Source organism: Colwellia psychrerythraea, assembly GCF_000764185.1.
In the GTDB taxonomy this organism is placed as follows: Bacteria; Pseudomonadota; Gammaproteobacteria; order Enterobacterales; family Alteromonadaceae; genus Colwellia; species Colwellia psychrerythraea_B.
The window spans coordinates 1-25077 of record NZ_JQEC01000068.1 but is presented as its reverse complement, the minus strand read 5'-3'; the positions used below and the strand labels follow the sequence as shown (position 1 = coordinate 25077).

The window sequence follows — 25077 nt, the reverse complement described above, 5'->3', positions numbered from 1 at the left end:
TATTTTATTCATCACGTAAGATAAGTGACGGTCTGCCACTGGCTGTTTTAAAAGCAATACTTGCCACGGTAAGCCAAGTGATCACAGTGATAAAAGCGGCGGCAACTAAGTAAACCCAAAGTGTTTGCTCGATACGTTCATTGAAATTAGCTAGCCAATCACCTACCAGCCAATAACTAAGCGGATAAGCGATAACAATACTTATAGCGACTAATAATAAAAACTCTTTGGCGAGCAGGTTAACTATGCTCAAGCGAGACGCACCTAATACCTTACGCATGGCCACTTCTTTTTGGCGGCGTAAAGTTGAAAATGATGCTAAACCAAAGGTACCAAGGCAAGTTAAGAAGATAGCAAGCAAGCTAAATATAGTGACCATTTCTAATGCTCTGTTTTCACTTTTATGTGCATTATCATAATCATCAGCAAGCATGGTTATTTTCACGTCACTTAAATGTAATTCTTGTTGTATTAGCTGATGAACTTGGCTATTTAGCTTAGGCATGTTGGTATTATTACTTGCCTTAATGATGATATGGCCTGTGCTAAATGGGGCGTCAAACCCCAAGTTAAAGGATATTGGCAATGCCTGTTGCCGAGCCGAGCCAATCTTAACATTCTCAATGACGCCAACCACTTTAGCTCTCAGTTTAAAATTTGTGTCCGTCAATGTCAGGCCAAGAACTGACTCTGGCGATGGATAACCGGCCAATTCGACCATGCGACGACTGACTAATACTCCTACCGTGCTATTATTATCATCAACCTGGTACCAGTCACTACTGAACTTAGGCGAAAAATCACGACCGGCCAACAATGTCAGTCCTAAGGTTTCAACTGCATAATAACCAGTGGCTACCGTAGGTTGAGGGCCAGTTAATGTTTCCCCATTTGGCCAAGTAAAAAATAAGCCCCCATTAATGTCATTGGTTAAGTCGAGACTAGAAAGTGTCACCTGTTCAACCCCTGGTAAATGTCTAATCGCCGTCAATAAACTGTTGTTTTCTTTTATATACAAGGCCTCAGGCGGTAGCTCTTTTATCACCAAGCGTGATGATTTATCATAACCAACCGCTATGCTATCTATCAGGCTCAGCTGCTGAGATAAAGAAATCACGGCAATAATTAAACCAACAGATAGAGCTGCCTGTAGACACAAGGTTAGCTTTCTAACAAAAACAGCCGTAGCACCGCGCACTAAATCACCACTAAGCACTCGTTTGGCACTAAAAGAAGCAATAAATAGCGCTGGATATAAACCTGACAACAAACCCACGGCTAAAATCACAATACTGGTTATTAACATAAACTCAGAGCCATAAACCAAACTAAGTTCCCTATCCATTATTTGATTAAACGTAGGTAAACTTATTTCCACCATGGCAAAGGCCATTAATGCTGCGAGTGCCACTACCAAAAAAGATTCGGTTAGAAACTGGCCCACTAATTGCCATTTGCTTGCTCCCAAGGCCTTACGAATACCCACTTCTTTAGCACGTTTAGCCGATTGGGCAATATTGAGGTTGATAAAATTGATACTAGCAATCACGATCAACATAACACTCAAAGCAATGCAAATTTGCAATACTGTCGATGAGCCACCTTCTTTCATCATAAACGGCCCATTGCTTTTTAAGTGCAAATCTTCCATGTTTATTAAGGTCATGGTAATCGTGCTATCGGGCTGTCCTAGATTGAACTCAGCGGTCAATTGTTGCTCAAAATTTGCTATGTCGGTATTGGCTAAAAGTTTATAATAAACATAACCTTGTCCCTCTTGAATAAACTTAGCTGGCATGTGAATCAAACTATCAAACTGAACATGGCTATTCTGTGCTAAATCCTTAAAAATAGCTCCGATTGTGTATTGGCCTTGCTGATGTTTTAAGGTGCGACCAACCACTTGAGACTCGCCAAACAAGCGCAATGCCTCCGATTCACTTAATACCAATTGATTCGGTTGTGTTAAGGCCTGAGTGATATCACCGCCGATAATATCCAAAGCAATGAAGTCGAGTATATTAGTGCTTGCGCTATAAAAGTTGTTCAGCCGATAATCATTGCCATTCACTTGTACAAGTTTACTCACCGCTAGATTAAGATGGCTGAGATCTGCCGACTTTACTAATCTAAATATATCTTCTACCTGACTATGGTTTTTAAATGTTTCGGCATTACTAAAACTACTCGGTGAAATTTCCTGTAATCCTATCGAGGTCCAATCAGTATGCGCAAGGTATACCCGCTCACTATCGGGCTGGTGTTTGTCATAGGACAATTCATGCTGGGCAAATAACGCCATTAAAATAGCCGCGGCTAACCCGATACTAAAGCCGATAACATTAAGAAAAAAGTGTTGCTTGTCTTTTTTTATCGCACGGTGTGCGGTGACCAAATAATTAACAATCATCTTAAGCAACCTCTGCGGGCATATCGGTTGATGTACTTGCGGGTATAAATGCTTGATTGGCTTTATCTAACATAATTTGACCATCTAATAATCGCACGATGCGGTCAGCGTAATTACCTTCTTTTTCTGAGTGAGTAACCATTATTACCGTGGTGCCTGCTTTATTTAGCTCGCGCAACATCGCCATAATTTCATCACCATTTTTCGAGTCTAAATTACCAGTCGGCTCATCGGCTAAAATAAGTTTTGGCTTACTGACTAAAGCACGAGCAACGGCAACACGTTGTTGTTGTCCACCTGAAAGCTGTTGCGGTAAATGATCAGCTCTATGGTCAATGCCAACGCGATGTAAAATGGCTTCAACACGTTTTTTACGCTCGCTCTTACTAATTTTTTGATATTGCAGTGGCAGTTCTACATTTTCATAAACGGTCAATTCATCAATTAAATTAAAACTTTGAAAGACAAAACCAATGGATGTTTTACGTAACTGTGCTAATTGTTTTTCACTGTAACTCGCTATATTAGTACCACTAAACTCAAAGTCTCCGCCAGTAGGAGAGTCGAGCATACCCAATATAGATAATAAGGTTGATTTTCCACAACCAGACGGGCCCATAATAGCCACAAATTCACCTTCGTTTACGGTTAAGTTAATATTGCTCAGTGCGGCTGTTTCTAAATCTAAGGTACGAAAAATACGGTTCAAGTTAGTTATCTTAATCATTATTGTTATTCCTTTAATGTCGTGTAATTCAAGTTAAGCCAAATTATTTATATTTTTATTTTAAGAACTAGTTTAATTGCAGTTGTTGCGCTTTATCAAAGTTGCCATAGCTTGAGGTGATCACTTTTTCACCCAGTGACAATCCTGACAATATTTCAAAATAGTCTTGATTTTTTTTACCTAAGCTAATGTTGCGTCGAATGGCTTTATTACCCTCTGCTGTTAGTACATAAGCCCAATTACCGCCACTATTAGAAAAAAATGCGCCTCGCTTAAGCAGTAAAGCTTGCTCTTTGTTACCCCCTAACATCAATTTAATATCAATGTTTTGGCCACGTTTTATATTGCTGGCACTTGTTGGTAAATCAACTTCAATTTGAAATTGCGATTGTTTAACTCGGCTATCAATTTTGCTGACTTTGGCCATGATATTGCCAGACTCTAGTGCCACCATTACCGCTAAGTCACGGTGTACTTGATTTAAATAAAATTCATCAAGCAAGATGACTAATTTATATTCATTGGGAATATCTATTTGTCCGAGGCGAGCACCACGTTCTTTTGATTCACCAATTTCAACATTTAGCTCACTTAAATAACCAGAAACAGGTGCTTTAAATAACAAGTTGTCTAAATTTTCACGCGCAAAAAGGAGATTTTTTTCTAACATTACTGCGCTTTCCTCCAGCTGTTTAACCTGTACTTTACGTATGCTATTTTCTTGTTCTTGACGTTCTATGGTCAGCGCTTTTCTAGCTTGGTAGTAGCTTAGGTTATCTTTTATTTCTGCGAGCCTGTCCTTCGCCAACAGCCCCTTATCGACTAACATAGATGATTGTTTTGAACGGCGCTGTAAGTGACTAATTTGTAATTCAATCTCTAACAAATCACGGCGTAAATTTAATCGACTTGTTGCCATGTTCATTTGGGTATTACGGAGAAAATTGAGCTGTTCAGTCACTTGTGCTTCACGGCCCATAACATCGAGTTGTAAGTTGGTATTGCTCAAGCGTATCAAGGGTTGTCCTTTTTCGACAAATTCGCCTTGCTCTACTAAACGTTGCTCTACTTGACCACCTGTGGTGGTATCGAGGTAAATAGTGGTTTTTGGCACAACTTGACCTCGTAGACTTAAGGCATCGACAAATTCACCTTGTGTCACTGAACTGATGGTTATGTTATTAATTGCTACGTTATGACTACGTCCGCCGGTATTTGCCTGACTAAAATTATAAGCCGCGGCAACTACGAAAAAAATAATCAGACCGAACAAACTAGGTCTTAAAGCCTTTTGTCGCCAAGTTCGGCTTATTTTCTTATCCATCTAAATTATCCATTTAAGTTATCCATTTACGTTATCTGTTGAGTTTTTCTACTAATTGACGATTAGCTTGATCGTACTTATTTGTATTAATTATCTGAAGTAAGTACAAGACTTGTGCCACAACTAGAACCATATATAAAACATGTGCTTACCTTGTTTTGTTTTTTATGGTATAAAAAAAGTGTCCGGTTATAGAACACTTTTGATAAAATAAACTGTCCAATTATGGACGGTTTATGACTAGACGGCTTAATGATAAGTAAGATAGACTGAAAAGAATTCTAGAAAATGGGTCATGATAATGAAGCAAGCGGGTTCAATTTTAATTGTTGATGATAACCCTGATATTTTGATTGCAATACAGTTACTGCTTAAGCAACATTATCAAACCGTGGTTACAACAGATAACCCATTCGACATCGAAAAGGTAGTGAACGAGCAGGAAATAGAAGTGATCTTACTCGATATGAACTTTAACCATGATGCAATAAGTGGTCAAGAAGGGTTTTATTGGCTCAAGAAAATTCTAGCACAAAACTCATCAGTGGTTGTGGTGCTGATGACGGCTTACGGAGATATTCAATTAGCCGTTGACGCGATAAAAGCAGGTGCTTCAGATTTTATCGCTAAACCTTGGAGAAACGAACAATTATTGGGCGTAATTGCTGCCGCCTTTTCTCATGCTAAAGACAAACAAAAAGTAGGCGAACTTACCCGGCAAACCCAAGGGTTAAATCATGCGCTTTGTGATCAAAAATTTGAGTTTTTAGGCCAAAGTCTGGCGATGAAACAGGTTTTTGATACCATTGAAAAAGTAGCGAAAACAGACGCGAATATTTTAATTACTGGTGAAAGTGGTACCGGTAAAGAGCTGGCAGCACATGCAATACACTTAGCAAGTAATAGAAGTGATCAGGCCTTTATTAGTCTGGACATGGGGTCGATAGCGATAAGCTTATTTGAAAGTGAACTTTTTGGTCATAAAAAAGGCGCTTTTACCGATGCTAAAGCCGATAGAACCGGTCGATTTGAACTCGCCCATAAGGGCAGCTTATTCTTAGATGAGCTGGGAAACCTAGCGTTGAGCCAACAAGCGACGTTATTAGCAGCGTTGCAAAATCGTCAGATCACCCCTGTCGGTGGCTCTAAAGCAATAGATGTTAATATTCGTCTAATTTGCGCGACCAATGAAAACCTACCTCAGGCTGTACATGAGAGTCGTTTTAGACAAGATTTACTTTACCGCATTAATACCGTGGAGATACGCCTACCACCTTTACGCGAACGAGTAGACGATATCCCCTTACTTGCCGAATACTATCTCGATCATTTTAGTCATAAATATAAAAGAAACTTATCTATTGAAGCCGATGATATCCTGGTGCTTTGCCATTACACTTGGCCCGGTAATGTCCGTGAATTGGCTCACGTTATTGAGCGAGCCGTTATTTTAAGTGTTTGTGGCAACTTAGATATTAGGTCAGTGCTTGGTGCAACATCATCCAAAAAAACTGATGGTGTTAATGGCTTGGAACAAAATACATTGCAGCGGACTAATGTAATTAGTAAAGCAGATAACGCTGTCGGTAACTATGACGATAATACTGATAATGAATGCTTCAATTTAGAAATGTTAGAGCAACGAACTGTACGTGCAGCGCTTAAATATCATCAAGGTAATGTCAGTCAAACCGCAAAAGCGCTTGGTTTAACACGGGGCGCTATGTATCGTCGATTAGAAAAATATGACCTTTAATTACGTAAACCAGCAACATATAATTTTTAATAGCACTGAATGTTATCACTCACTAGTTTCTCTTAATTTAACGAATTGTAAGTCATGAATCCTATAAAAAATCGACCTCAATTATTATTGGTTATTAACCTTATTGCATTATTCGTTTGTATTACACTGCTGACCAGCGTTTATATCACCATTGGCGTGTCTGCGACTTGGTTGCTGATATTAGTGATATCACTTTCGGTAATTAGCTCATTACTGACACTTTTTAAGCGCCAAGACCAGCAACTGATACAAGTGATAAGAGCACTCGCTAATGGTGACAATTCATTGGGATTTAGCGCTAATCACCCAATGCGCCAAAGTTTTGAAGGGGTTAAACAACAAATGCAGTCAGCACGTTTTGTTGCTGAGCAAAAAAGCGAGTTTTTAAAAGCCTTACTGATACATGTAGAGCTAGCTGTCATCGTTTGTGATGCCCAAGGAAATATTATTGAGTCTAATCCCGCTGTTGCTAGATTACTTGGCAAGAGTGCCGTGCATCTCAATGAGCTTAGTCATATTGGTACTTTAATTTTAGCCGCACAAAAAAATGTGCATAGTACCGTACAATGGTTACATGGCGAGCAGCAAGATACCTTAACCTTACAAGTGAGTATTGCTGAGATTCAAGGACAAACGCGTAAAATTGTCACGTTACAATCAATTCATGAGTTGTTGTTAAATAAAGAGCAGCAGGCTTATAAACGGCTCACACACGTACTTACTCATGAAGTTGCTAATACCATAACCCCGTTAGCTTCTATTGCACAAACTTGTCAGGGACTGATTCCAAAAAGTCTGAGCTTTATCGATGAAGAAAACAAACAAGATTTAACCTTAGCACTAAAGACATTAGCTGCTCGTACTCAATACTTAGGTGAGTTTATCGCTAGCTTTCGACAGATTAGCAGCTTACCTATGCCAAATTTAGTGCCTACTCAATTAGCCACTATTTTAGCGCGAATAGAAATGCTACATAGACAACAACTTGCCGAATGTAATACCACCCTAACCATTGATATTCAGAATAAACAATTGGTCATGTTAGATAGTGCTCAAATTGAACAAGTACTTATTAATTTGATTAAAAATGCTATAGAAGCGATAAAATCACATAATAATCAACAGCATAATTTTAAGGATGGTTTACAGGGGAGTTCTGCGGTTAAAAGTCAAATCTCATTAACAGTCGCACAAAACAAAGCCCAACAACTCTATGTTGAAGTTGCTGACAATGGTACAGGTATTCGCGAAAATGTGATTGAGATGATCTTTGTCCCTTTTTTTACCACCAAGCAGCAAGGTTCAGGTATTGGTTTGAGCCTTTCAAGGCAGATCATGATTAATCATGGTGGAGATTTAGTTTATCTCACTCGTCCAAAAGGTGCTTGTTTCAGGTGCCTCTTTGGTTAGTTTATTGAGCAATCGAGTAAATGCCTTTGTTGTCAAAAGATAGCTATTAGATAAGTAAAGGCTAACCTCAGCTTTCGTATCTAAGTGGTCATTAGGTAGGATGATTTAACCGATGAATTAGGTCGGCTTTGTGGTACTAGTTATCATATTTAAGGTTGAATGTGCGACTAAGTAAGGCACCACGGTGATCATTCACCACATCCATGTGGTTCACTTGCTGCGTATGTCTGTTACAGCTGTTCAAAAATATTCCTGATTATTTGTGAAAAGTGATTAGTTGTAACCCCTTTCGATTAGCCATTATCGCGATGCCAACCATAGAGTAAAACCTCAACTTTGAGGCATCAAAAATGGTATTTTTCACTCGTTACAATAATTCAAATTCATCTGCATCTAAAAATGCTGGGAAGTCATGTTTGAATTTCTCCAGCTTGCTAAAGTCGAGTTGTGTAGTAATGATTTGTTGTTGATTATCAGCAGCACAAATAATGCTTTCACCGGTAAAATCAATGATAGTGGTGCCACCAGAGTGAGGGGTATTGCTACCGTCGTCACCGATACGATTCACACCAACAACAAAAGTTTGATTCTCCATTGCCCGTGCTTTTAATAAGGTATCCCAGACATTACGTCGCGCAGCAGGCCAGTTAGCTACATTGATCATAAGATCATAATCTTGGCGATTTCTAGACCAAACGGGGAAGCGCAAATCATAACAAACCAATGGCAGTATTTTGATGCCATTAATGGTGATTATTTTTCTGTTTTGGCCTTGTTCAACATAGTCCTGCTCTTTACCCAAACGAAATAAATGACGTTTGTCGTAATGTTCAACCGTGCCGTCAGCAAATACCCAATAAAAGCGGTTCACCTTTTTATTGTTTTGGCTCACTAAAACACTGCCAGCTACTACGCAGTTATATTGTTGTGCAATTTTCTTTAGCCAGGCTAACGCAAGGCCGCCATCTTCTGGCTCTTGTACATCGCTTTTATTAATACAAAAACCCGTTGAAAAAGTTTCTGGTAGTAATAATAAGTCGGCAGCTGCATTGTCAGTAAAGTGATTTTCGATGAGCAGCTCTAACTGATTAAAATTGGCTGGTTGATCTAACCAACGAATATCGTATTGCACTGCGGCTATGGTTAAAGTTGACATAATATTTTCGCTGCTTTAAGTAAAGTTTCGTCATTTTTAGCAAAACAGAGTCGAATAACTTTATTGTTTTGCTGATAAGCCTCTCGTTGCTCTGCTGGATAAAATGGGCTGAGTGGAATGGCGGCAACACCTATCTCCTTGGTTAACCACTGACAAAATTCACGGTCACTGAGTTGTGATATGGCCGAATAATCCAACAATAAGAAATAAGTACCTTTTGAGGGGAGTAGGGTAAAACGAGAGTCTTGCAGTGCGTTAATGAGCACATCTCTTTTTTGTTGATAGAAACTAGCTAACTCGGTGATATGTGTCGGTTGAGCTTTTAACATGTGCGCAATGGCAATTTGTGCAGGGGTAAAAGAACAAAAGGTAACGTATTGATGAATTTTTCTAAACTCGGCCGTAAGCTCATCGGGGGCGGCACAATAACCCATTTTCCAGCCGGTACAATGAAATGTTTTACCAAAGCTAGAGATGACAAAGGCGCGTTTAAATAACTCGGGGAAGCGCAAAACACTTTCATGGCGTAAACCGTCAAAGGTCATATGCTCATATACTTCATCGCTGATGACATATAAATTATATTTCTCAACCAAGCCCTGTAGCGCACTAAGATCAGCTTGACTCAATATTGAGCCTGTAGGATTGTGTGGGCTGTTGATAATAATGGCGCGTGTGTTTGCATTAATGGTTTGCTCTACCACAGCCCAGTTTATTGCATAACTTGGCGCAGCAAGTGTGATATGGCGACAAATACCACCCGCTAGTTCAACAGCAGGCTCATAAGAGTCGTAGGCGGGATCAAAAATAATTACTTCATCATCAGGGCTAACTAAGGTTTGTATCGCGACCCATAATGCTTCGGTAGCGCCTGAGGTAATGGTGACGTTGTTTAGCCCATCGAGTTTTTGTCCATCGGTTAAATGCGTTTGATACTGTCTATGTACCATGTTGGCAATTTCAGTTAACAGCTCAGGTAAACCGTTTGATGGTGAATATTGATTCTTGCCTTCACTGATGGCTTGATTAATTTTATCTTTCAAATAAGCAGGCGGTTCAAATTCAGGAAAGCCTTGAGATAAATTAATGGCTTGATATTGATTAGCCATTACTGACATTTCAGTGAAAATACTGGTTTCTATATTAGGCAGTTTACTGGTGAAAGAAGATGACACTAAAGACTCTCTTATTATTTTAAGTAGTGAATGTTTATGTGAAAATAGTTTAAATGGAAATTTCTTAAGTGACTATTACTTAAATAAGGTTCAAATGGCTTTTAAAGTAGACAATGAACAGATAAATGAATGTTATGACTAACAGCTTATTAGTTCAATCGTTATCAGCTGTTAATCGAGTCAGGCTAAGGGAATTACCCCATTCTGTTGGGTTACTACCGTGATGCCAAGCAAAAATATTCCGTTTAAATTTTATTTATTTGCTATATGTAAATTATTTGTTACATGACACCACCTGATATCACAGCTTTAACTCATAAAACTAATGAAAAACTTCGTAGAGTTACATAAGATACAGTGATAAAAATATAGGGAACAATGATGGAAGCTAATATGAAAAGTAAGATGAAAAAGAAATATTTGGCGGCGGTGATAGCCGCAAGTTTAACGTTATCCGCCTGTATGGCAACCACCGACGGTACAAGTTCGGCCGCTAGCAATAGCGCATCAGCCGAAAATAGCGCCAATAAAGTCTTTAGCCAAAAATACTTATTTAAAGAGTTAGCGAATGGCTTACGGGTATTAGTGGTGAAAACAGACTATCCAGATCTTGTTTCTGTACAAATTCCCGTATCAGTCGGTTCTCGTGATGAAGATGAAGCAGGTAGAACTGGCTTTGCGCATTTCTTTGAACATATGATGTTTAAGGGCTCAGAGAAATTTCCACAAGATGTTTATTCAGACTTATTTAAAAATGCCGGTGTTGATAATGGTGCTTACACGACCAACGATTACACCAATTATCACTTAGATTTTTCTAAAACACATTTAGATAAAATATTAGAAATTCAAGCTGATCACTTTAAAAACCTTAAATACACAGATGCACAATTTAAAACTGAAGCATTAACTGTAAAAGGCGAATACTTAAAAAATAATGCTAGCCCAATTCGCAAACTATTAGCGGCAGTACGAAAAGAAGCGTTTGATACCCATACCTATAAACATACCACCATGGGTTTCTTTGAAGATGTAGAAGCAATGCCTGAGCAAATTGCTTATGGTGAAAAGTTCTTTGCACAGTTTTATAAGCCAGAATATGTATCATTGGTGATTGTTGGTGATGTTGATCCAAAAGCGACAATGGCGATGGTAGAAAAGCATTGGGGCAGTTGGAAAAAAGGTGATTTTGTTAATGAGATAGCAGCCGAGCCAAAACAACAAGCAGCGAAATATGTCCATGAAAAGTTTGATGGTTTACCAGGTCATTGGTTATTAGTTTCTTATAAAGGCTCTGATTGGCAACCGAAGAAAAAAGATCGTGCTGCTTTAGATTTAATTTCTGAATTGTATTTTTCAAATAACTCAGCCTTGTATCAAGAGCTAGTGGTAGATAAGCAGCTGGCGAGCCAAATGTTTAACTACAACCCTGAAACAAAAGATGCGGGTTTACGTCACGTATTTATCAAAGTGAATGAAGAAAAAGATTTGGCCATTGTCCGTGATGCAGTGAACCGTACCTACGTACAAGCACGTACTGAGCTAGTTTCTACAGAAAAGCTTGATAACTTAAAATCTAATTTAAAATATAGTTTTGTTAATAGCTTAGATTCTTCAGAGTCTATCGCTTCTACACTTGCAGGTTACATGCACTTTGATCGCGATCCAGAAACGATTAACCATCTATATAATAGCTTTGACAATATTTCGGCACAAGATATCAAAGATATCGCCAATCAATATTTCATCGATGAAAACCGCACCACGGTGACCTTATCAGCATTAGATAAAGTTGCTGGCTTTGCCCAAGAAGTAGACTTAAACGGCGCGGTGGCAAAAATTGAGATGGAAAAGGCTCACCCTAGCACGCCGCTGTTTTCGGTGTTAGATAAGACTAATGATTCACCGTTGATTGATGTTAACTTCCTGTTTTATACCGGTGCTGCAGCCGATCCTGTAGGGAAAAAAGGCGTGGCAGCATTGACTGCGCGCATGTTAACCCAAGGTGGTTCACAAACGCGTAGTTATAAAGACATTCAGCAAGGTTTATATCCTTTAGCAGGACAGTTTTCGTCTCAGCTTGATAAAGAAATGATGTCATTTACTGGCCGAGTTCACAAAGACAATGCTGGTCAATGGTATCAATTAATCAGCGATCAACTGTTGAACCCAGGCTGGCGTGAAGACGACTTCAAACGTCTGAAAAAAGAGTTAATTGACGGTATTAAATCAGGTCTTAAATCTTCTAATGATGAAGAGTTAGGGAAAGAGGTGCTTTATAGTGAATTGTATCAAGGCCATGTTTATGCAAACTATAATAGTGGTGATTTGTCTGACTTAGAATCAATCACCATTGAAGATGTTAAAGCTTTCTATAGCAGCCAACTTACCCAAGCGAAATTAAACCTAGGCATTACTGGCGCTATGCCAAGTGCTTTAAAAGCGCAGTTAATGTCTGACTTAACGGTTTTACCTAAAGGTGATGAAAAACGCTTAACTATTGCCAAAGCACCGGTTTTAAAAGGTCATCATGCGACAATCGTTGAAAAAACAGCGCAATCAACGGCTGTATCTTTTGGTTTCCCCATTGATACTCTGCGCAGTGACAAAGACTGGGCCGCACTTTGGTTAGTACGTTCGTACTTTGGTGAACATCGTAGTTCTAACAGCTACTTGTATCAACAAATACGTCAAGCACGTGGTATGAACTATGGTGATTATTCTTATATTGAGTATTTCCCACGTGGCATGTACCAAACCAAACCTGACGCAAATTTAGGCCGTTCAAGCCAGATTTTCCAAGTATGGTTACGTCCACTGCGTTCAAATAATGATGCGCATTTTGCTACCCGTGCCGCTTTATATGAGCTGGACAAACTGATTAAAAATGGCATGAGTGAAAAAGACTTTCAGGCGACACGTAATTACTTAACTAACTATGCGCCGCAATTAGTGGCTAGCCAAGACCAGCAGTTAGGTTACGCACTTGATAGTGAGTTTTATCAAACAGAAGAGTTTGTTAAGTATGTACGTGGCGAATTTGCCAAGCTATCGTTAGCCGATGTTAATCGTGTTATTAAAGAGAACTTACAAACTGATGATATTCACTATGTTTTCATTTCAAGCGATGGTAAAGATATGAAAAAACGTTTGTTGTCTGAGCAAGTATCACCGCTGAAATATAACAGTGAAAAACCTGCTGAGCTTTTAGCTACCGATAAAATTATCGAAAGTTACCAGTTAACATTACCGGCGAAAAATGTTGAAGTTATCGCGGTAGACAAGGTGTTTAAATAGGTTATTTAAATAAGGCTTTTAGTTAAGGTTTTAGCTAAGGTATTAAAATAACCCTAACGATACTCAGTATTCAACTGACTGGGCTTCTCGTACATTATTAAACACCACGCTTGCCGTGGTGTTTTTGTTTTTAATACAAGGTAAAGGGGGGAAAGTTAAATTAAATGACTTGTCGTCGTTTGATTATGGTTGAAAGAGAGGAACGTTATTTAATATTTCTTCCAACATGCCTAGTTAACGGTGGTATTCGCTAGGTTGTTTAACCTGAACTCTGGATAATGAGTGCTTGATGTTTAAGTAAAAACAACAGTTTACGGTTATTACAAATAAAATTTAGCGGATTAAATAGCGATATACGCTATCAATGTTTCAATTTATTCGATTATCAAGGCAAAACGTTTATGAATAACGGGTTATTTATCGACGTTTTAACGCTGAGAATTGGATAAAGGGGAATATTGAGCAAATGCTGCTTATCCAGAATTCAGGTTGTTTAGGCTTATCCATACCTGTACCAGTAATAAACAACCCGTTACCCCAAGGCCAATACCAATGCCCATCCATATGCCTTGTAAATGAAACATTGGCATTAAATACCAAGCGGCAGGTAAACCAACTAAGCAGTAACCAACACCTGTCAGTAAAGCTGGGCCAAGTACTATCTTCATACCGCGTAAAATACTCAGCCCTGTTAACTGCCAAGCATCAACTACAAAACAGGCGGCCGCCACTAGCATTAAACCTGGTAGCATCTCCACCAGCTCAGCAAATAATGCATCACCAGGTTTGGCAAACCCTTGTGACAACAGTTGTGGGTTAATGCTAAACAACAGTCCTATCAAAATACTTGAGCCGGTCGCCAAGATCAAGCCATGGCGAGCAATACGAATAATGGCCTGTTTGTCTCGATTAGAGCCATATTGATTACTGACAAAAATAGAGGTTGCCTGAGCAAAACCATAGGAAATGCACCAAGAAAAACTTAAGATCTGTAAAGCTATTTGGTGAGCGGCAAGTGAGACCACACCTAAACTGCCTGCCATTAAGGCGGCACCGGAAATTAAGCTAAACTCTGTTACGGTCGCTAGGGCAACAGGGATTCCGATTGATAAAATGGGTTTGATGGTGGCGAGTTTATACTCAAACCATTTATTCCAAGGCTTGTAGGGCAAAAACTGTGGTTGGCGAAATAGCCATAATCCGTAACAAACAGCCATCAACCCTGCAGCGAATGAGGTACCATAACCAATACCCACTATGCCAAAATCCAACACAAAGGCGAACAAATAACTAAAAATAATGTTCAGTATAACCGTGATCACCGAAGCCCATAATACCGATCGCGAAGACCCAAAGGCTATTGCAAGCCCGCGAAATACCAAGATTAAAAGGTTCGGTAACATTGACCATTTTAGCGCATGCAAATAAAGCATACTCAGAGTAATAATTTCCTCTGGTTGGCCAATCATAAGCATCAAGGACGGTAGTAGGTAAAATGACGGCAGCAATGCAATGCTGATCAGCGTGGCTAATAAAATGGCACCTTTTACAATCCGCCTAATCTCATCATTATTGTTCGAATTATGCTGTTTTTCTCCATAAGCTATCGCCAATAGGTTAGCCACCGAGCCTATTAAACCCATCACAACAATAAAAATAAAGCTGAAAACTGAGCCAGCAAGCCCACCAGCAGCCATAGTTGTAACGCCAATGCGCGACATCATCCAAATATCTGAGATAACCATTAATTGCGCAACTAATTGTGAAATGATTAAAGGTACTGCAAACTTAGCTAGCTGTTTCACTATTATCCCCGATCTTCTGTGAGTTTAATTCAATAAAGCCAAGTTAAGTGAATAATTACTGTTTTTCAAACGAGCAATATGCCAATCTGGTATGCATAAAACTCATGTCACTTATTTCCCTAGAGAAACTCATGCTACGTCATGCACTTAAGCGCCACTCAAATTTGCCTCATTCTTTAAATGCTTTACGTGTATTTGAAACAGCAGCCCGATATTTAAGTTTTACCCATGCAGCCACTGAGCTCAATGTCACGCAAAGTGCGGTTAGCCGTCAAATACGACAACTTGAAGATAATTTGGGTTTTATTCTATTTAATCGTTTGCATCGCAGCTTAGTGCTGACCAATGAAGGTCGTGAATTATCAATGCTACTCTCAAGACAGTTTGGTGAATTAAACCGTGCAATTTATCAATTGGCACCCTCGTTGAAAAGTGAGCTTAAAATCAAGGTGGAAACCAGTATTGCGGCGCGTTGGCTAGTTCCTCGGTTACATAAATTCAGAAGTCGCTATCCAAATTTACAAGTGAATTTAACCTTGGCCTGGTTTCAAGCTGGAGTGAATATTAATCTAGAAAGCGGTGGTTATGATGTTGCAGTATTTGGCGAAAAATATCCTGACGCTCGTTATGCTGATAATAGTTTGCGCTGCGAATATATGGCGCCAATTTATCATTCATCGTTATGTAAAAACCAACAGTTACTCACGGTTGCACAAGCCATTGATCAAGTATCCATTCATCCCACAGAAGACAGATCAGATTGGAAATACTGGTTGTCACTAACAGACAATAGTGATCAAAGCTCAGATAAAGGCATAACGTTTAATAGTTTAGATTTGGCTATTATCGCGGCCAATGCGGGTGAGGGCGTGGCAATGATGGATTTAATGTTAGTCTTGGATGAATTAGAAAAGGCTGAGTTATTGCTGCCTGAACAGGTGCAGATCATCAAAAGCCCGTGGCAGTATTACTACTATGTTGCCCCTGAAACTCACGCCACTGATGATATTGATGCCTTTATCGCCTGGTTGCATGAAGAGTTTAGTCAAGATCGTCGACGACTGGCTAAGCTTGTTAGCGACAATGGCTGGCATATGCCGAATGTACAGAATAATGTCTAACTCAAGGGTTTAAGCTAGAAGTTCTTGGACAAAAGGTTCATCAGAAATCTCAGGTTTAATTCATGCAGAAAAACGAGCTTGTATGAACAAAATTATTAATACTCTTTCTATACTCGAATTCGCTGTTAGAACAGCTATAACAAATAAATATTCTCACACATAACAAATGTTGGCAGAGTAAATTTATATTATTTGTCGCGGTGGCGACTCCACCCAAAGGGAGACTGCCTCTGGCCTCCCTTTGGAATCACTCGGATCTGCTAACAAACGTATTCCTCAATTCTATCAAGTGCATTCGACGTAACAGCGCTGATGGCGAAAACTGCCGCTTTTCATGGGCGACTGTTAGCAATAAAGAACGTAGGTATTGACTGTAAACAAAAAATTGATGATTTATGTTTTCACTGAGTAGGCCGCCGCAGGGGTTCTAAGGGGATGCGCGGCGGTACGTCGCCCCTTGGTTGTGGTTACTGTTGTTACTTATGAAACAGTGTTGTTCTATTGTGTGTATTTATTGGCGTATTTGAAACTCGTACAATAACGGATAATGAATCTTCAACACTTAACCTTCAACAAATAGTACTCAACAGGGGGATTGTTATGAGCATTACAACAACTATAGATCAGCTGAAGAAAGTAGAGCAACAGCGCCAAGCAGATCAAACATGGCAAGTAGAGCAGCGTAAAGGTTTACCTGCTGCTATTAAATATCAGTTATTACCGCTTGAAAGAGAGCAATGGTCGAAGCATTCTCGTTATGCTGGTAAAGCGTCTTTTTTTATTCAATACCATGGCGATCTATTGGCAACTGCGGCTTACCTCAAACATTCATTGCACACATTACTCGATAGTTCGCAGACTGTGCTCAATTGGCAGCAATTGAAAGGCCCGTTATCGGCCGCACAGAATTTAGTTGCTAAGGCGCATAATCATCACCGGATTGAAGACCATGTTTATTTTCCGCAGTTTAGGCAAATTATGCCGCAGCTCAGTAAGGGCATTGATTTACTGGATAAGGATCATAAATCATTAGATCTAGCATTAGATGCCTTAAGTACTATGGTAATGAATATGGTCATGACCCTGAACCAAGGGAATGTTATTAATAAGCAGCAGGTAAATATGTTGCAAGATCATGCCTTACACTTGCAACGAATATTGCAAAGGCACCTACATGATGAAGAAGAGGTGATTATTCCTATATTTTTATTATCGGCTTAAACGTAGTGGCAATACCTAATACATTAATGTATTAATAAAGAGTTGGGTAACAGTTGAACGTTATTTCTGTACGCAGAAAGTCTGGTGTCGACGGCTACCATTTTCTTTTTGTACCGTCGATATCTCGATGCCCATTAAGCTGGGAAATTATTCAATAAAAAATAAAGAAGGTTTGTACGCCCTATATTTGAACTTGACTGATTTTTTGTCTTTTCTATACTTGAGCTTAGGTTATTGCTAATAATCATGGGCTATTCACTTGAAACCACAGCATATTCATCTTGGTATTACGGTTGTTAATATTGCGGTATTAACCCGATGAAAATATCTCGTGCCATCGCCACAATTTTAATGCTACTAAGTACTCTCAGTTTCTCACTAGAACACAATTCCATTAGCTTAGTCTCACCTTATTTTCCACCTTATACCTATGAACAAAAACAAGAGGTTATTGGTATTGGACCTGAGTTTATCAAGCGTATATTTGCTAATATCAATATTCGCTACAAAATAACCATGGTTGCAGATTATGGTGCTGCTGTACATGTGATGAAAGAAAACCTGGCTGACGGTATGTTTTTAGCTTCTCAAAATGCCGAACGTGATGCCATAGCGCAATTCAGCCAACCTTTAATGATTAATAAGTGGAGTTGGTTTATTCTCAAAGACTCTGAAATTGATGTAAGGTCTGAAGTCTTTAAATCACAGGCCGGTATTGGCACTATAAAAGGCACAAATACTTCTAAGTGGTTAAAACAAAATGCTTACAGTGTTATCGCCCAACCGACGAATGCTGGTGTTTTAATTGCCATGTTGAAGTCACATCGTATTGATGCTGCATTTGTTGCTGATGCGGTATTCGAACATGAATTAGACGTTAAAGAGTTGTCAAAATTTACCAAAGTGGTTGAAGTTAAGAAACCGTTTGGAATTTACATCAGTCATTATTATTTGAAAAAACATCCTGACTTACTCGAACAGATCAACAGTAGTATTAAATTACTCAAGCAGGGTAATAAGGGGTAAGAGTAAAATAAAAGTAAACTTACTATTACCCCCCAACTAATACACTTTGACCTAGCTAAGTGTTAGCTTTGGCCGCTTCAATGGTGTTTTTCAACAAACATGCAATAGTCATTGGTCCAACACCACCTGGCACGGGTGTTATTGCACCGCAAACACTTTCAACGGCAGTAAAGTCAACATCACCAACAAGTTTACCCTTGCCATTATCATCTTCAATGCGGTTAATTCCCACATCAATAACGGTTGCACCAGATTTCACCCAACTAGCTTGCACAAAGTTAGGTCTTCCAACCGCGGCAATTAAAATATCAGCTTGTCGACAAACTTCAGCTAAGTTCTTTGTGCGCGAGTGAGCAATTGTTACCGTACAGTTTTCCTGTAAAAGTAATAATGCCACCGGTTTACCGACAATATTTGAACGACCAATAACCACAGCGTGCTGACCTGATAAATCGTCACCTAAATGTTTTTTCGCTAAAATAATACAACCTTGTGGTGTACAAGGAACTAGTGCACCTTTTTCACCGTTTAGTAACCGGCCAGAGTTCATGGCATGAAAACCATCAACATCTTTGTGTGGTGAAATAGCGGCAATGATGACACTTTCATCAATATGTTTAGGTAATGGTAATTGCACTAAAATTCCATGTACGAAGTTATCATTATTTAACCGCTCAAGCTGCTCAAGTAATTGTGCCTGAGTAGTTTCAGCAGACAATTTAATTTCATTTGAAAGCATACCAACTTCACGAGTCTGCTTAACTTTATTACGAACATAAACTTGGCTAGCAGGGTCTTCTCCGACTAAAACAACCGTTAGGCCCGGTGTTATATTTTTTTCTTTTTTAAGTTGTGCTACTTCAATTGCCAATGTTTTTCGTAAATCGGCTGCTGCTTGTTTACCATCAATAATCATAGGTTATTTGCTTTTGTAAAAGTTAGAAGAAAATAAGTGGGGCTCAGAGTACAAATAAAGGGCGGCAGAGTAAATTAAAATCATTTGAAATGTAATCATTTTTAATAGATATTAAATCTACTTTGAATTTATGTTAGATCAAGATGTTTAAAATCATAAAACCGACAGCACTACTTTTTTTAGCCGCATCACTAGGCTCTTTATTCGTTTCTCCATTAATCTATGCACAAGTAATGAGTGCTTCTGAAAAAACTCCCTTAGACATTAACGAACAGGACGTAGTTAAACAAGTCGAATTAGGCTTACCCAGAGCACTTAAAGACATTGAGCAAGCGGTAAATATAAATAGTGGGTCAATGAATATTGAAGGGGTAAAGCAGGTCGGTTTATTGGCTAATAAACAACTTTCTGAAATCGGCTTTGAAGTAGAGTGGCTTGATGGCAGTGCTTTCAATCGTGCTGGTCATATCTTAGCGACTCACCAAAGTAACAAGCCAAACGCCGTTAAGATTTTAATGATCGGTCATTTAGATACTGTATTTGCCAAGAATGATGACTTTCAACAGTTTGTTAGGCTCAGTGATACACAAGCTGCAGGCCCTGGAGTTGCGGATATGAAAGGCGGTAATACCATTATCATTGCTGCGCTGCGGGCATTAAATAAACTTAACTTACTTGATAATGTCAGTATAAAAGTGCTGTTAACTGGCGATGAAGAAAGCAGTGGTCGACCTTTATCTTTATCAAAAAAAGCCATAGTTGATGGCGCTATTTGGGCTGACATTGCGCTGGGTTTTGAAAACGGAGATAACAATATAAATACCGGTATGGCGGCACGTAGAGGTTATACCGGCTGGACTTTAAACGTAGAGGGAAAACCTGCACACTCATCGCAAATATTTAATGATGAAGTTGGTTATGGTGCCATTTATGAAACAGCGCGTATTTTAGAAGCTTTTAGAGCTCAGCTAGAGCAAGAAGAGAACCTGACTTTTAACCCTGGCATGATTATCGGCGGTACTAGCATAGACTATGACGCAGCTAAATCATCGGGCTCGGCCTTTGGTAAAAGTAATGTTATTGCTCAAAAGGCGAAAGTAAAAGGTGATTTAAGAGCGCTTTCAAATAAGCAGCTAAAAAGCGCTAAACAAACTATGCAAAATATAGTTAAAAAGAACTTAAACCATACACAAGCTGAGCTCATTTTTTCAGAGGGTTATCCACCGATGGCACTCACAAAAGGTAACTTAGAATTATTGGCACAATATAGCCAAGTCAGTGAAGATTTAGGTTATAACGCGATAAAACCGGCCAACCCACGAAAAGCAGGGGCAGCCGATATTTCATTTGCCGCTGAACATGTTGATATGTCACTTGATGGTTTAGGGTTGATGGGATCTGGAGCACATACTAAAAACGAAATTGCAGATTTAACTACTTTAGGTAAAAATATCGAAAAAACGGCAATTTTGATTTATCGTCTGTCGAAATAAAAGGCAAAGTAAGAAGTTAAATAATCAGCTAAGTAAAAAGTTAATTCAATCAACCTACCTAACAAGATGCGGCTTTCATTACTGTAGAAGCTGAATAAAGTAGGAAACATGCAAATTAAGATGGAACCGACAACTCTATGAGTTAAGCGAAAGCTAGCTGTCGGTCGTGTGTTACTGAGTTGGAAAGCCTAACTTACCACAAAGAAGACATAAATAACGTTGAGTAAAGGCAACTGTGAGCCTTGAGCGGTCGTTATTTAATAATATGCCATGACTAGCTTTGTTATGTAATTATTAATCAAATGTGTGAAAGTAGGTTTGGGGAGTAACGAGTTAACTAAGTGCTCTCAATTGTCGATCAATTTTTTTAATTTCCTTACGTTTACTTCTGCTACATGTACTCCATCTCTTTCTTTGAGCTGCATTAGTTCTCAACGTAGGATCATATATTGGTTCATCTCCACATTGGGCTGTGATATTCGATTCCAATTTTGTTTTTATTTCCAATAAACGAAAGTTTTCCGATTTCTTTGTGGCTATCAACTCACTTATAATCACGTCTTGTGTTTCAGACCAGTTAATTGCACATCGTAAATCTCGCATTTTCTTGAGATTGGAGTCAGTGCTTTTACGCTGTGAACTATTTCGTTGATTATTATACGCTGAATTATAATACCTGCTTGTAGTAACTTTAAGACTCTTTTGGGTATTATAAGCCATCCTCTCATTTAACCTAATAAGCGAAGCTTTCCAATTTTTTTTTGAACGAGTAACATTTTTAATAAAGTACTTTGAAGAATATGAATTTTCTGTCTTTGAAGGCAGCTTTATTTCACCGCAATATTTTTCATTAAGGTTTGAAGATAGAGTGGTCATAGCATCATGACTTGTGCCTAGATCTAACTCCTCAACTTTTGTAGTGCTATTTTTATCTATCGTTGGTTCAATACTTGAAAAAGTGACTTTGCCATTTTCATCAATTGTTTTATATACTTGTGCATAAGAGTGGGGAAGAAAACTAACTAAAAGAATGCTGATAAGGGACTTGATTTTCATTGATAATGCACTCCATGCATTAGTTACATTTACTTGATGAGTTATTTGCACAGCTACAAGAATTCCGTAGTGGCTTGATATAATTAACGTTAAGCTACTATATCACTTTATCCATTGAAACAACATTATTGAGCTCATATATGATTTAACTAAGAAATTTTCTTTTCGAACGTCCGCTCTGTCGAAACAGTTGTCGTTAGATAAGTATGGGTTATAGTCAGCTTTCGTATGTAACGGTCTGCTCTGCAAAAAGCAGCTGGTCTAAACGACAATGAACTGCCATATGCTTTATGAAATAAATTACTGGAATATTATTGCGAGTTTAAAGCTTTTTTAAGAGTGTTTTGGGCACACTTTTAAATAAACAAAGGTCATTGTGAAGTTTGCTTCTCTCCTTATTTAGCTTCTACAATTACATAAGCTTTAGTTAGCTTCCTAAAACGAAAAAAAACAAAAATGCCTGTCAGTTATAAACTGGCAGGCATTTGTTAGTAATATTACGCTATTTCTTTAAAGTGATCCTATTTACCCTATTGCGGGTTAAGACCTAACTTTTGTAATACTAGTTTGAAGTTAGCGCGGCGCTCTTTAATTGCATGAACTTCACCACTTACCGGACAATGATCGTCTGGACAACCACGGTTAACGATTCCTGATACAGCATCAACAAATGCAGTACCTACCATGCCACCATCAACATATTTTTTCAGCTCTGCGTGGTAATTCCAATCTGCATAAGGTCCACCAGTATTATCATAGGCTTGCACTGAGCTAACCCAAAAGAATAAACCAGCAATCCACTTAATTTCTTTGTGCTCTTCAGAGCTACAAATTAATCCAGGGTTAGAACATAAATCTAAATCAGCATATAACGGACTGTCAGGTGCCGGGGCAACAGTAGTTCCATCAATCGTTGTACCTATTGTGTCAGGGTCAACATGCGAACGACCAACGAAGTGGTTAAGTGTACCGAAGTTTTGGCGACCAGTGGTTTGAATAACACCACGTCCCCACCAACCACAGCCTTCAACACTTTCATCGCTGCCGTCCCAGATAAAGCTACCTGCTTTTTGACCAACATACTGTTTACATTCTTCACGTTCAAACACTTGCTTAGACGTATCAATAGCGGTAGGTACCGTATTACAGTGACCTGCGTTAGTCCAACGACCTACTTTACCATTAACTAGAAGGCCTTGCTCAGCAAGTACAGCATCTGGCGCGGCAAATATTGGCGCTGGTGCACCGTACCATTTGGCATGGGTATTGGCCGTTTGCTCCATGGTATTATCGCGAGGACAAGAGTAAGCATGATCTTTACCTGATACTGGATGAGTACCGTAATCAGCATATTTCTGACCTAATTGACCACAACTCGCGGTCATCGGATAATCTACCTTGGCGCCGTATTTAACTTCAGACCAGTTATTCTCGTCACAAGCATCGAAACGAATAGTTTCTTGCATACTTTGTGATAGGAAAGCGGCAATAGCGACTTTAGCGTATTTAGCATTGGTTGCATCATCAGCAGTACTATCGATTAACCAGAATTTATCGCCAGCTACACCAACATTGTGCATTGAGTTTAAGCCAGTTAAAAAGTCAGCCCATTTATAAATGGTTGATGGTACCCAAGATGAAGTTGGTGTTTCATACAGAAACACTTGGCTATCCATTACCGATTCTATACCAGATAAGTCGCTGTTTAGCGAAGCAATGCTTGTTAGTGGTGATACATCAGAGCCAACACCAACATAATAAAGTGGTACTTTAATACTTTGGTAGCTAGTAATTTTACTGGTTAAAGCTGCACTATCTTCATCAAATAATATCGCGAATATATTGTTATGAGCCGCTTTACGTATTTTACTTTCACCAGCGGTATTGCCCATAAAGTAAGTGGTTGCTTGAGCGGTAGGCACAGAAGATAACATTGCCGGTGCTTGCACAAAGTCAGTAACTTGTTTGATATATTCTAAAGCGTTGTGCCACTGTTCGCCTGATAAGCTCGTAGAAGCACTTGATTTAGTAAAAGCAATAAAGTCAGCTTTTGAGTCGCCTTTATAAAGTGCTAATTTATCAAGTAAATCAGATGTTGCTTTAGATGCAGCATTCCATACAGATCTTTTGCCTGAGTGTGTTGCATAGGCAAAATCACCAATAGGTAAAGACCAACCGAACGTTGCGTTTGCTGCAAGCGTAGACAATATTAAGTTTTGTGCTTGCGCCCAACCTTTAGCGTCATCACTTAAGGCATCAATATCGCTCACGCTGATATTGTTAGTACTTGTGGTCGCTAAAGCTGCTGTTAACGATGCTTTTACTGCAATTACGCCTAAAGAAGCGCCTTTATCTGCAGTAATGTTATCAAGTACATTGGAGTTGATAATTACAGATTCAGTACCCAGTAGTTTTGCTGTTTGAATCAATGATACAAAATCATTTTCTAGCTTGGCGTTATCTGCTAAGTCTGCACTATTAATTGCATTAACAGTGACAGTATCTGGTGCCGTTGAAGATGGACTTGCAACAACAAAGTCACTCGGCCAACCATTAACTTTAAGGCTCACCGGATCTTTCGCATTAGGTAGTGATAACAAGGGCGCTGTGCCTTGTGCTGTTCCATCACAATTTACTTTCCAAGTCCAAGTGTCATCACTACCAGGGCTAGAAGAAGTTTCCCATTTTGCGGTGAAAGCGATGTAGTCATCATTGACGAGAACATCGCCAGCTTTAGCTGTTGAGCCTTGAGTCCACACACTGTAATCCGCACATTGACCACCTGGATTTGGCGTCGGTGTCGGAGTTGGAGTTGGTGTCGGCGTAGGTGTCGGCGTTGGAGTTGGAGTCGGCGTAGGTGTCGGCGTTGGAGTTGGAGTCGGCGTTGGAGTCGGAGTTGGCGTAGTACCACCAACTAGAGTCCATGCACTTGCCCATGCAGTACCAGTACCCGGTGCGTAAGCCCAGTCAGAGTCAGAAGAACACCAGCCTGCAACATCACAGCGGTATGATTGACCACCATTGCTCACAATATCACCAGCGGCATAAGCTGTACCAGGTACATATGTACCTGTAGGCGGTGTAGGAGTTGGTGTCGGTGTAGGAGTTGGCGTCGGTGTAGGAGTTGGCGTCGGCGTCGGCGTCGGTGTAGGAG

At 39.3% G+C, this 25077-nt stretch carries 16 protein-coding genes; 7 read left to right on the top strand and 9 right to left on the bottom strand.

Features of this window, described 5'->3' with window-relative positions; translation table 11 throughout:
• Positions 1-4: 4 nt before the first annotated feature.
• From GAB14E_RS02765 to GAB14E_RS02775, 3 genes are all read right to left on the bottom strand, one after another.
• Positions 5-2410, bottom strand: coding sequence for an ABC transporter permease (locus GAB14E_RS02765; RefSeq protein WP_033084151.1), 2406 nt, complete (start codon positions 2408-2410; stop codon positions 5-7).
• A gap of 1 nt (position 2411) precedes the next feature.
• Positions 2412-3137, bottom strand: coding sequence for an ABC transporter ATP-binding protein (locus tag GAB14E_RS02770; protein ID WP_033084150.1), 726 nt, complete (start codon positions 3135-3137; stop codon positions 2412-2414).
• Positions 3138-3204: 67 nt separating this feature from the next.
• On the bottom strand, positions 3205-4461 hold the full coding sequence (locus GAB14E_RS02775) for an efflux RND transporter periplasmic adaptor subunit (RefSeq protein WP_033084149.1): 1257 nt from the start codon (positions 4459-4461) through the stop codon (positions 3205-3207).
• Positions 4462-4762: 301 nt separating this feature from the next.
• Here GAB14E_RS02775 and GAB14E_RS02780 point away from each other — a divergent pair, with 301 nt between their 5' ends.
• Positions 4763-6217, top strand: a complete 1455-nt coding sequence (locus tag GAB14E_RS02780) for a sigma-54-dependent transcriptional regulator (protein WP_033084148.1) — start codon at positions 4763-4765, stop codon at positions 6215-6217.
• 84 nt (positions 6218-6301) lie between these two features.
• Positions 6302-7657, top strand: coding sequence for a sensor histidine kinase (locus tag GAB14E_RS02785; protein ID WP_033084147.1), 1356 nt, complete (start codon positions 6302-6304; stop codon positions 7655-7657).
• 367 nt (positions 7658-8024) lie between these two features.
• Here GAB14E_RS02785 and GAB14E_RS02790 read toward each other — a convergent pair whose 3' ends face one another.
• Both GAB14E_RS02790 and GAB14E_RS02795 read right to left on the bottom strand, forming a co-directional pair.
• Positions 8025-8813, bottom strand: a complete 789-nt coding sequence (locus GAB14E_RS02790; protein ID WP_033084146.1) for an amidohydrolase — start codon at positions 8811-8813, stop codon at positions 8025-8027.
• A complete protein-coding gene (locus GAB14E_RS02795) occupies positions 8801-9931 on the bottom strand; it encodes a methionine aminotransferase (RefSeq protein WP_052094056.1) in 1131 nt (376 codons plus the stop codon). Before GAB14E_RS02795 ends, GAB14E_RS02790 begins: the two co-directional genes overlap by 13 nt.
• 462 nt (positions 9932-10393) lie before the next feature.
• Between GAB14E_RS02795 and GAB14E_RS02800 the strand changes: the two genes are divergently transcribed.
• The gene (locus GAB14E_RS02800) at positions 10394-13285 is read left to right on the top strand and encodes a M16 family metallopeptidase (RefSeq protein ID WP_033084168.1); all 2892 of its coding nucleotides are present in this window, start codon (positions 10394-10396) and stop codon (positions 13283-13285) included.
• A 473-nt stretch (positions 13286-13758) separates the two neighbouring features.
• On the opposite strand, the gene GAB14E_RS02805 is transcribed toward GAB14E_RS02800, so the two are convergent.
• Positions 13759-15090 (bottom strand): MATE family efflux transporter, encoded by a 1332-nt coding sequence (locus GAB14E_RS02805; RefSeq protein ID WP_033084144.1) that lies wholly within the window; start codon positions 15088-15090, stop codon positions 13759-13761.
• A 104-nt stretch (positions 15091-15194) separates the two neighbouring features.
• Between GAB14E_RS02805 and GAB14E_RS02810 the strand changes: the two genes are divergently transcribed.
• From GAB14E_RS02810 to GAB14E_RS02820, 3 genes are all read left to right on the top strand, one after another.
• Positions 15195-16211, top strand: a complete 1017-nt coding sequence (locus tag GAB14E_RS02810) for a LysR substrate-binding domain-containing protein (RefSeq protein ID WP_081967909.1) — start codon at positions 15195-15197, stop codon at positions 16209-16211.
• Positions 16212-16811: 600 nt separating this feature from the next.
• Complete coding sequence (locus GAB14E_RS02815; RefSeq protein WP_033084142.1) at positions 16812-17432, top strand: hemerythrin domain-containing protein; 621 nt, start codon at positions 16812-16814, stop codon at positions 17430-17432.
• Positions 17433-17750: 318 nt separating this feature from the next.
• Entirely contained in the window at positions 17751-18458 is a 708-nt protein-coding gene (locus tag GAB14E_RS02820) for a substrate-binding periplasmic protein (RefSeq protein WP_033084141.1), read from the top strand.
• Between the two features lie 55 nt (positions 18459-18513).
• Here GAB14E_RS02820 and folD read toward each other — a convergent pair whose 3' ends face one another.
• Positions 18514-19374, bottom strand: coding sequence for a bifunctional methylenetetrahydrofolate dehydrogenase/methenyltetrahydrofolate cyclohydrolase FolD (gene folD / locus GAB14E_RS02825; protein ID WP_033084140.1), 861 nt, complete (start codon positions 19372-19374; stop codon positions 18514-18516).
• A gap of 233 nt (positions 19375-19607) precedes the next feature.
• On the opposite strand from folD, the gene GAB14E_RS02830 reads away from it, so the two are divergent.
• Complete coding sequence (locus GAB14E_RS02830) at positions 19608-20867, top strand: M20/M25/M40 family metallo-hydrolase (RefSeq protein ID WP_052094054.1); 1260 nt, start codon at positions 19608-19610, stop codon at positions 20865-20867.
• A gap of 333 nt (positions 20868-21200) precedes the next feature.
• On the opposite strand, the gene GAB14E_RS02835 is transcribed toward GAB14E_RS02830, so the two are convergent.
• A complete protein-coding gene (locus GAB14E_RS02835) occupies positions 21201-21923 on the bottom strand; it encodes a DUF4124 domain-containing protein (RefSeq protein ID WP_033084139.1) in 723 nt (240 codons plus the stop codon).
• Between the two features lie 530 nt (positions 21924-22453).
• Positions 22454-25077 (bottom strand): chitodextrinase (locus GAB14E_RS25155; RefSeq protein ID WP_414734069.1); only part of this gene is annotated, 2624 nt, incomplete at its 5' end.

Coding starts and splice junctions, on each gene's coding strand:
- GAB14E_RS02765 (WP_033084151.1), bottom strand. CDS start 2,410: ATGATTGTTAATTATTTGGTCACCGCACACCGTGCGATAAAAAAAGAC.
- GAB14E_RS02770 (WP_033084150.1), bottom strand. CDS start 3,137: ATGATTAAGATAACTAACTTGAACCGTATTTTTCGTACCTTAGATTTA.
- GAB14E_RS02775 (WP_033084149.1), bottom strand. CDS start 4,461: ATGGATAAGAAAATAAGCCGAACTTGGCGACAAAAGGCTTTAAGACCT.
- GAB14E_RS02780 (WP_033084148.1), top strand. CDS start 4,763: ATGAAGCAAGCGGGTTCAATTTTAATTGTTGATGATAACCCTGATATT.
- GAB14E_RS02785 (WP_033084147.1), top strand. CDS start 6,302: ATGAATCCTATAAAAAATCGACCTCAATTATTATTGGTTATTAACCTT.
- GAB14E_RS02790 (WP_033084146.1), bottom strand. CDS start 8,813: ATGTCAACTTTAACCATAGCCGCAGTGCAATACGATATTCGTTGGTTA.
- GAB14E_RS02795 (WP_052094056.1), bottom strand. CDS start 9,931: ATGTCAGTAATGGCTAATCAATATCAAGCCATTAATTTATCTCAAGGC.
- GAB14E_RS02800 (WP_033084168.1), top strand. CDS start 10,394: ATGAAAAAGAAATATTTGGCGGCGGTGATAGCCGCAAGTTTAACGTTA.
- GAB14E_RS02810 (WP_081967909.1), top strand. CDS start 15,195: ATGTCACTTATTTCCCTAGAGAAACTCATGCTACGTCATGCACTTAAG.
- GAB14E_RS02815 (WP_033084142.1), top strand. CDS start 16,812: ATGAGCATTACAACAACTATAGATCAGCTGAAGAAAGTAGAGCAACAG.
- GAB14E_RS02820 (WP_033084141.1), top strand. CDS start 17,751: ATGAAAATATCTCGTGCCATCGCCACAATTTTAATGCTACTAAGTACT.
- folD (WP_033084140.1), bottom strand. CDS start 19,374: ATGATTATTGATGGTAAACAAGCAGCAGCCGATTTACGAAAAACATTG.
- GAB14E_RS02830 (WP_052094054.1), top strand. CDS start 19,608: ATGAGTGCTTCTGAAAAAACTCCCTTAGACATTAACGAACAGGACGTA.
- GAB14E_RS02835 (WP_033084139.1), bottom strand. CDS start 21,923: ATGAAAATCAAGTCCCTTATCAGCATTCTTTTAGTTAGTTTTCTTCCC.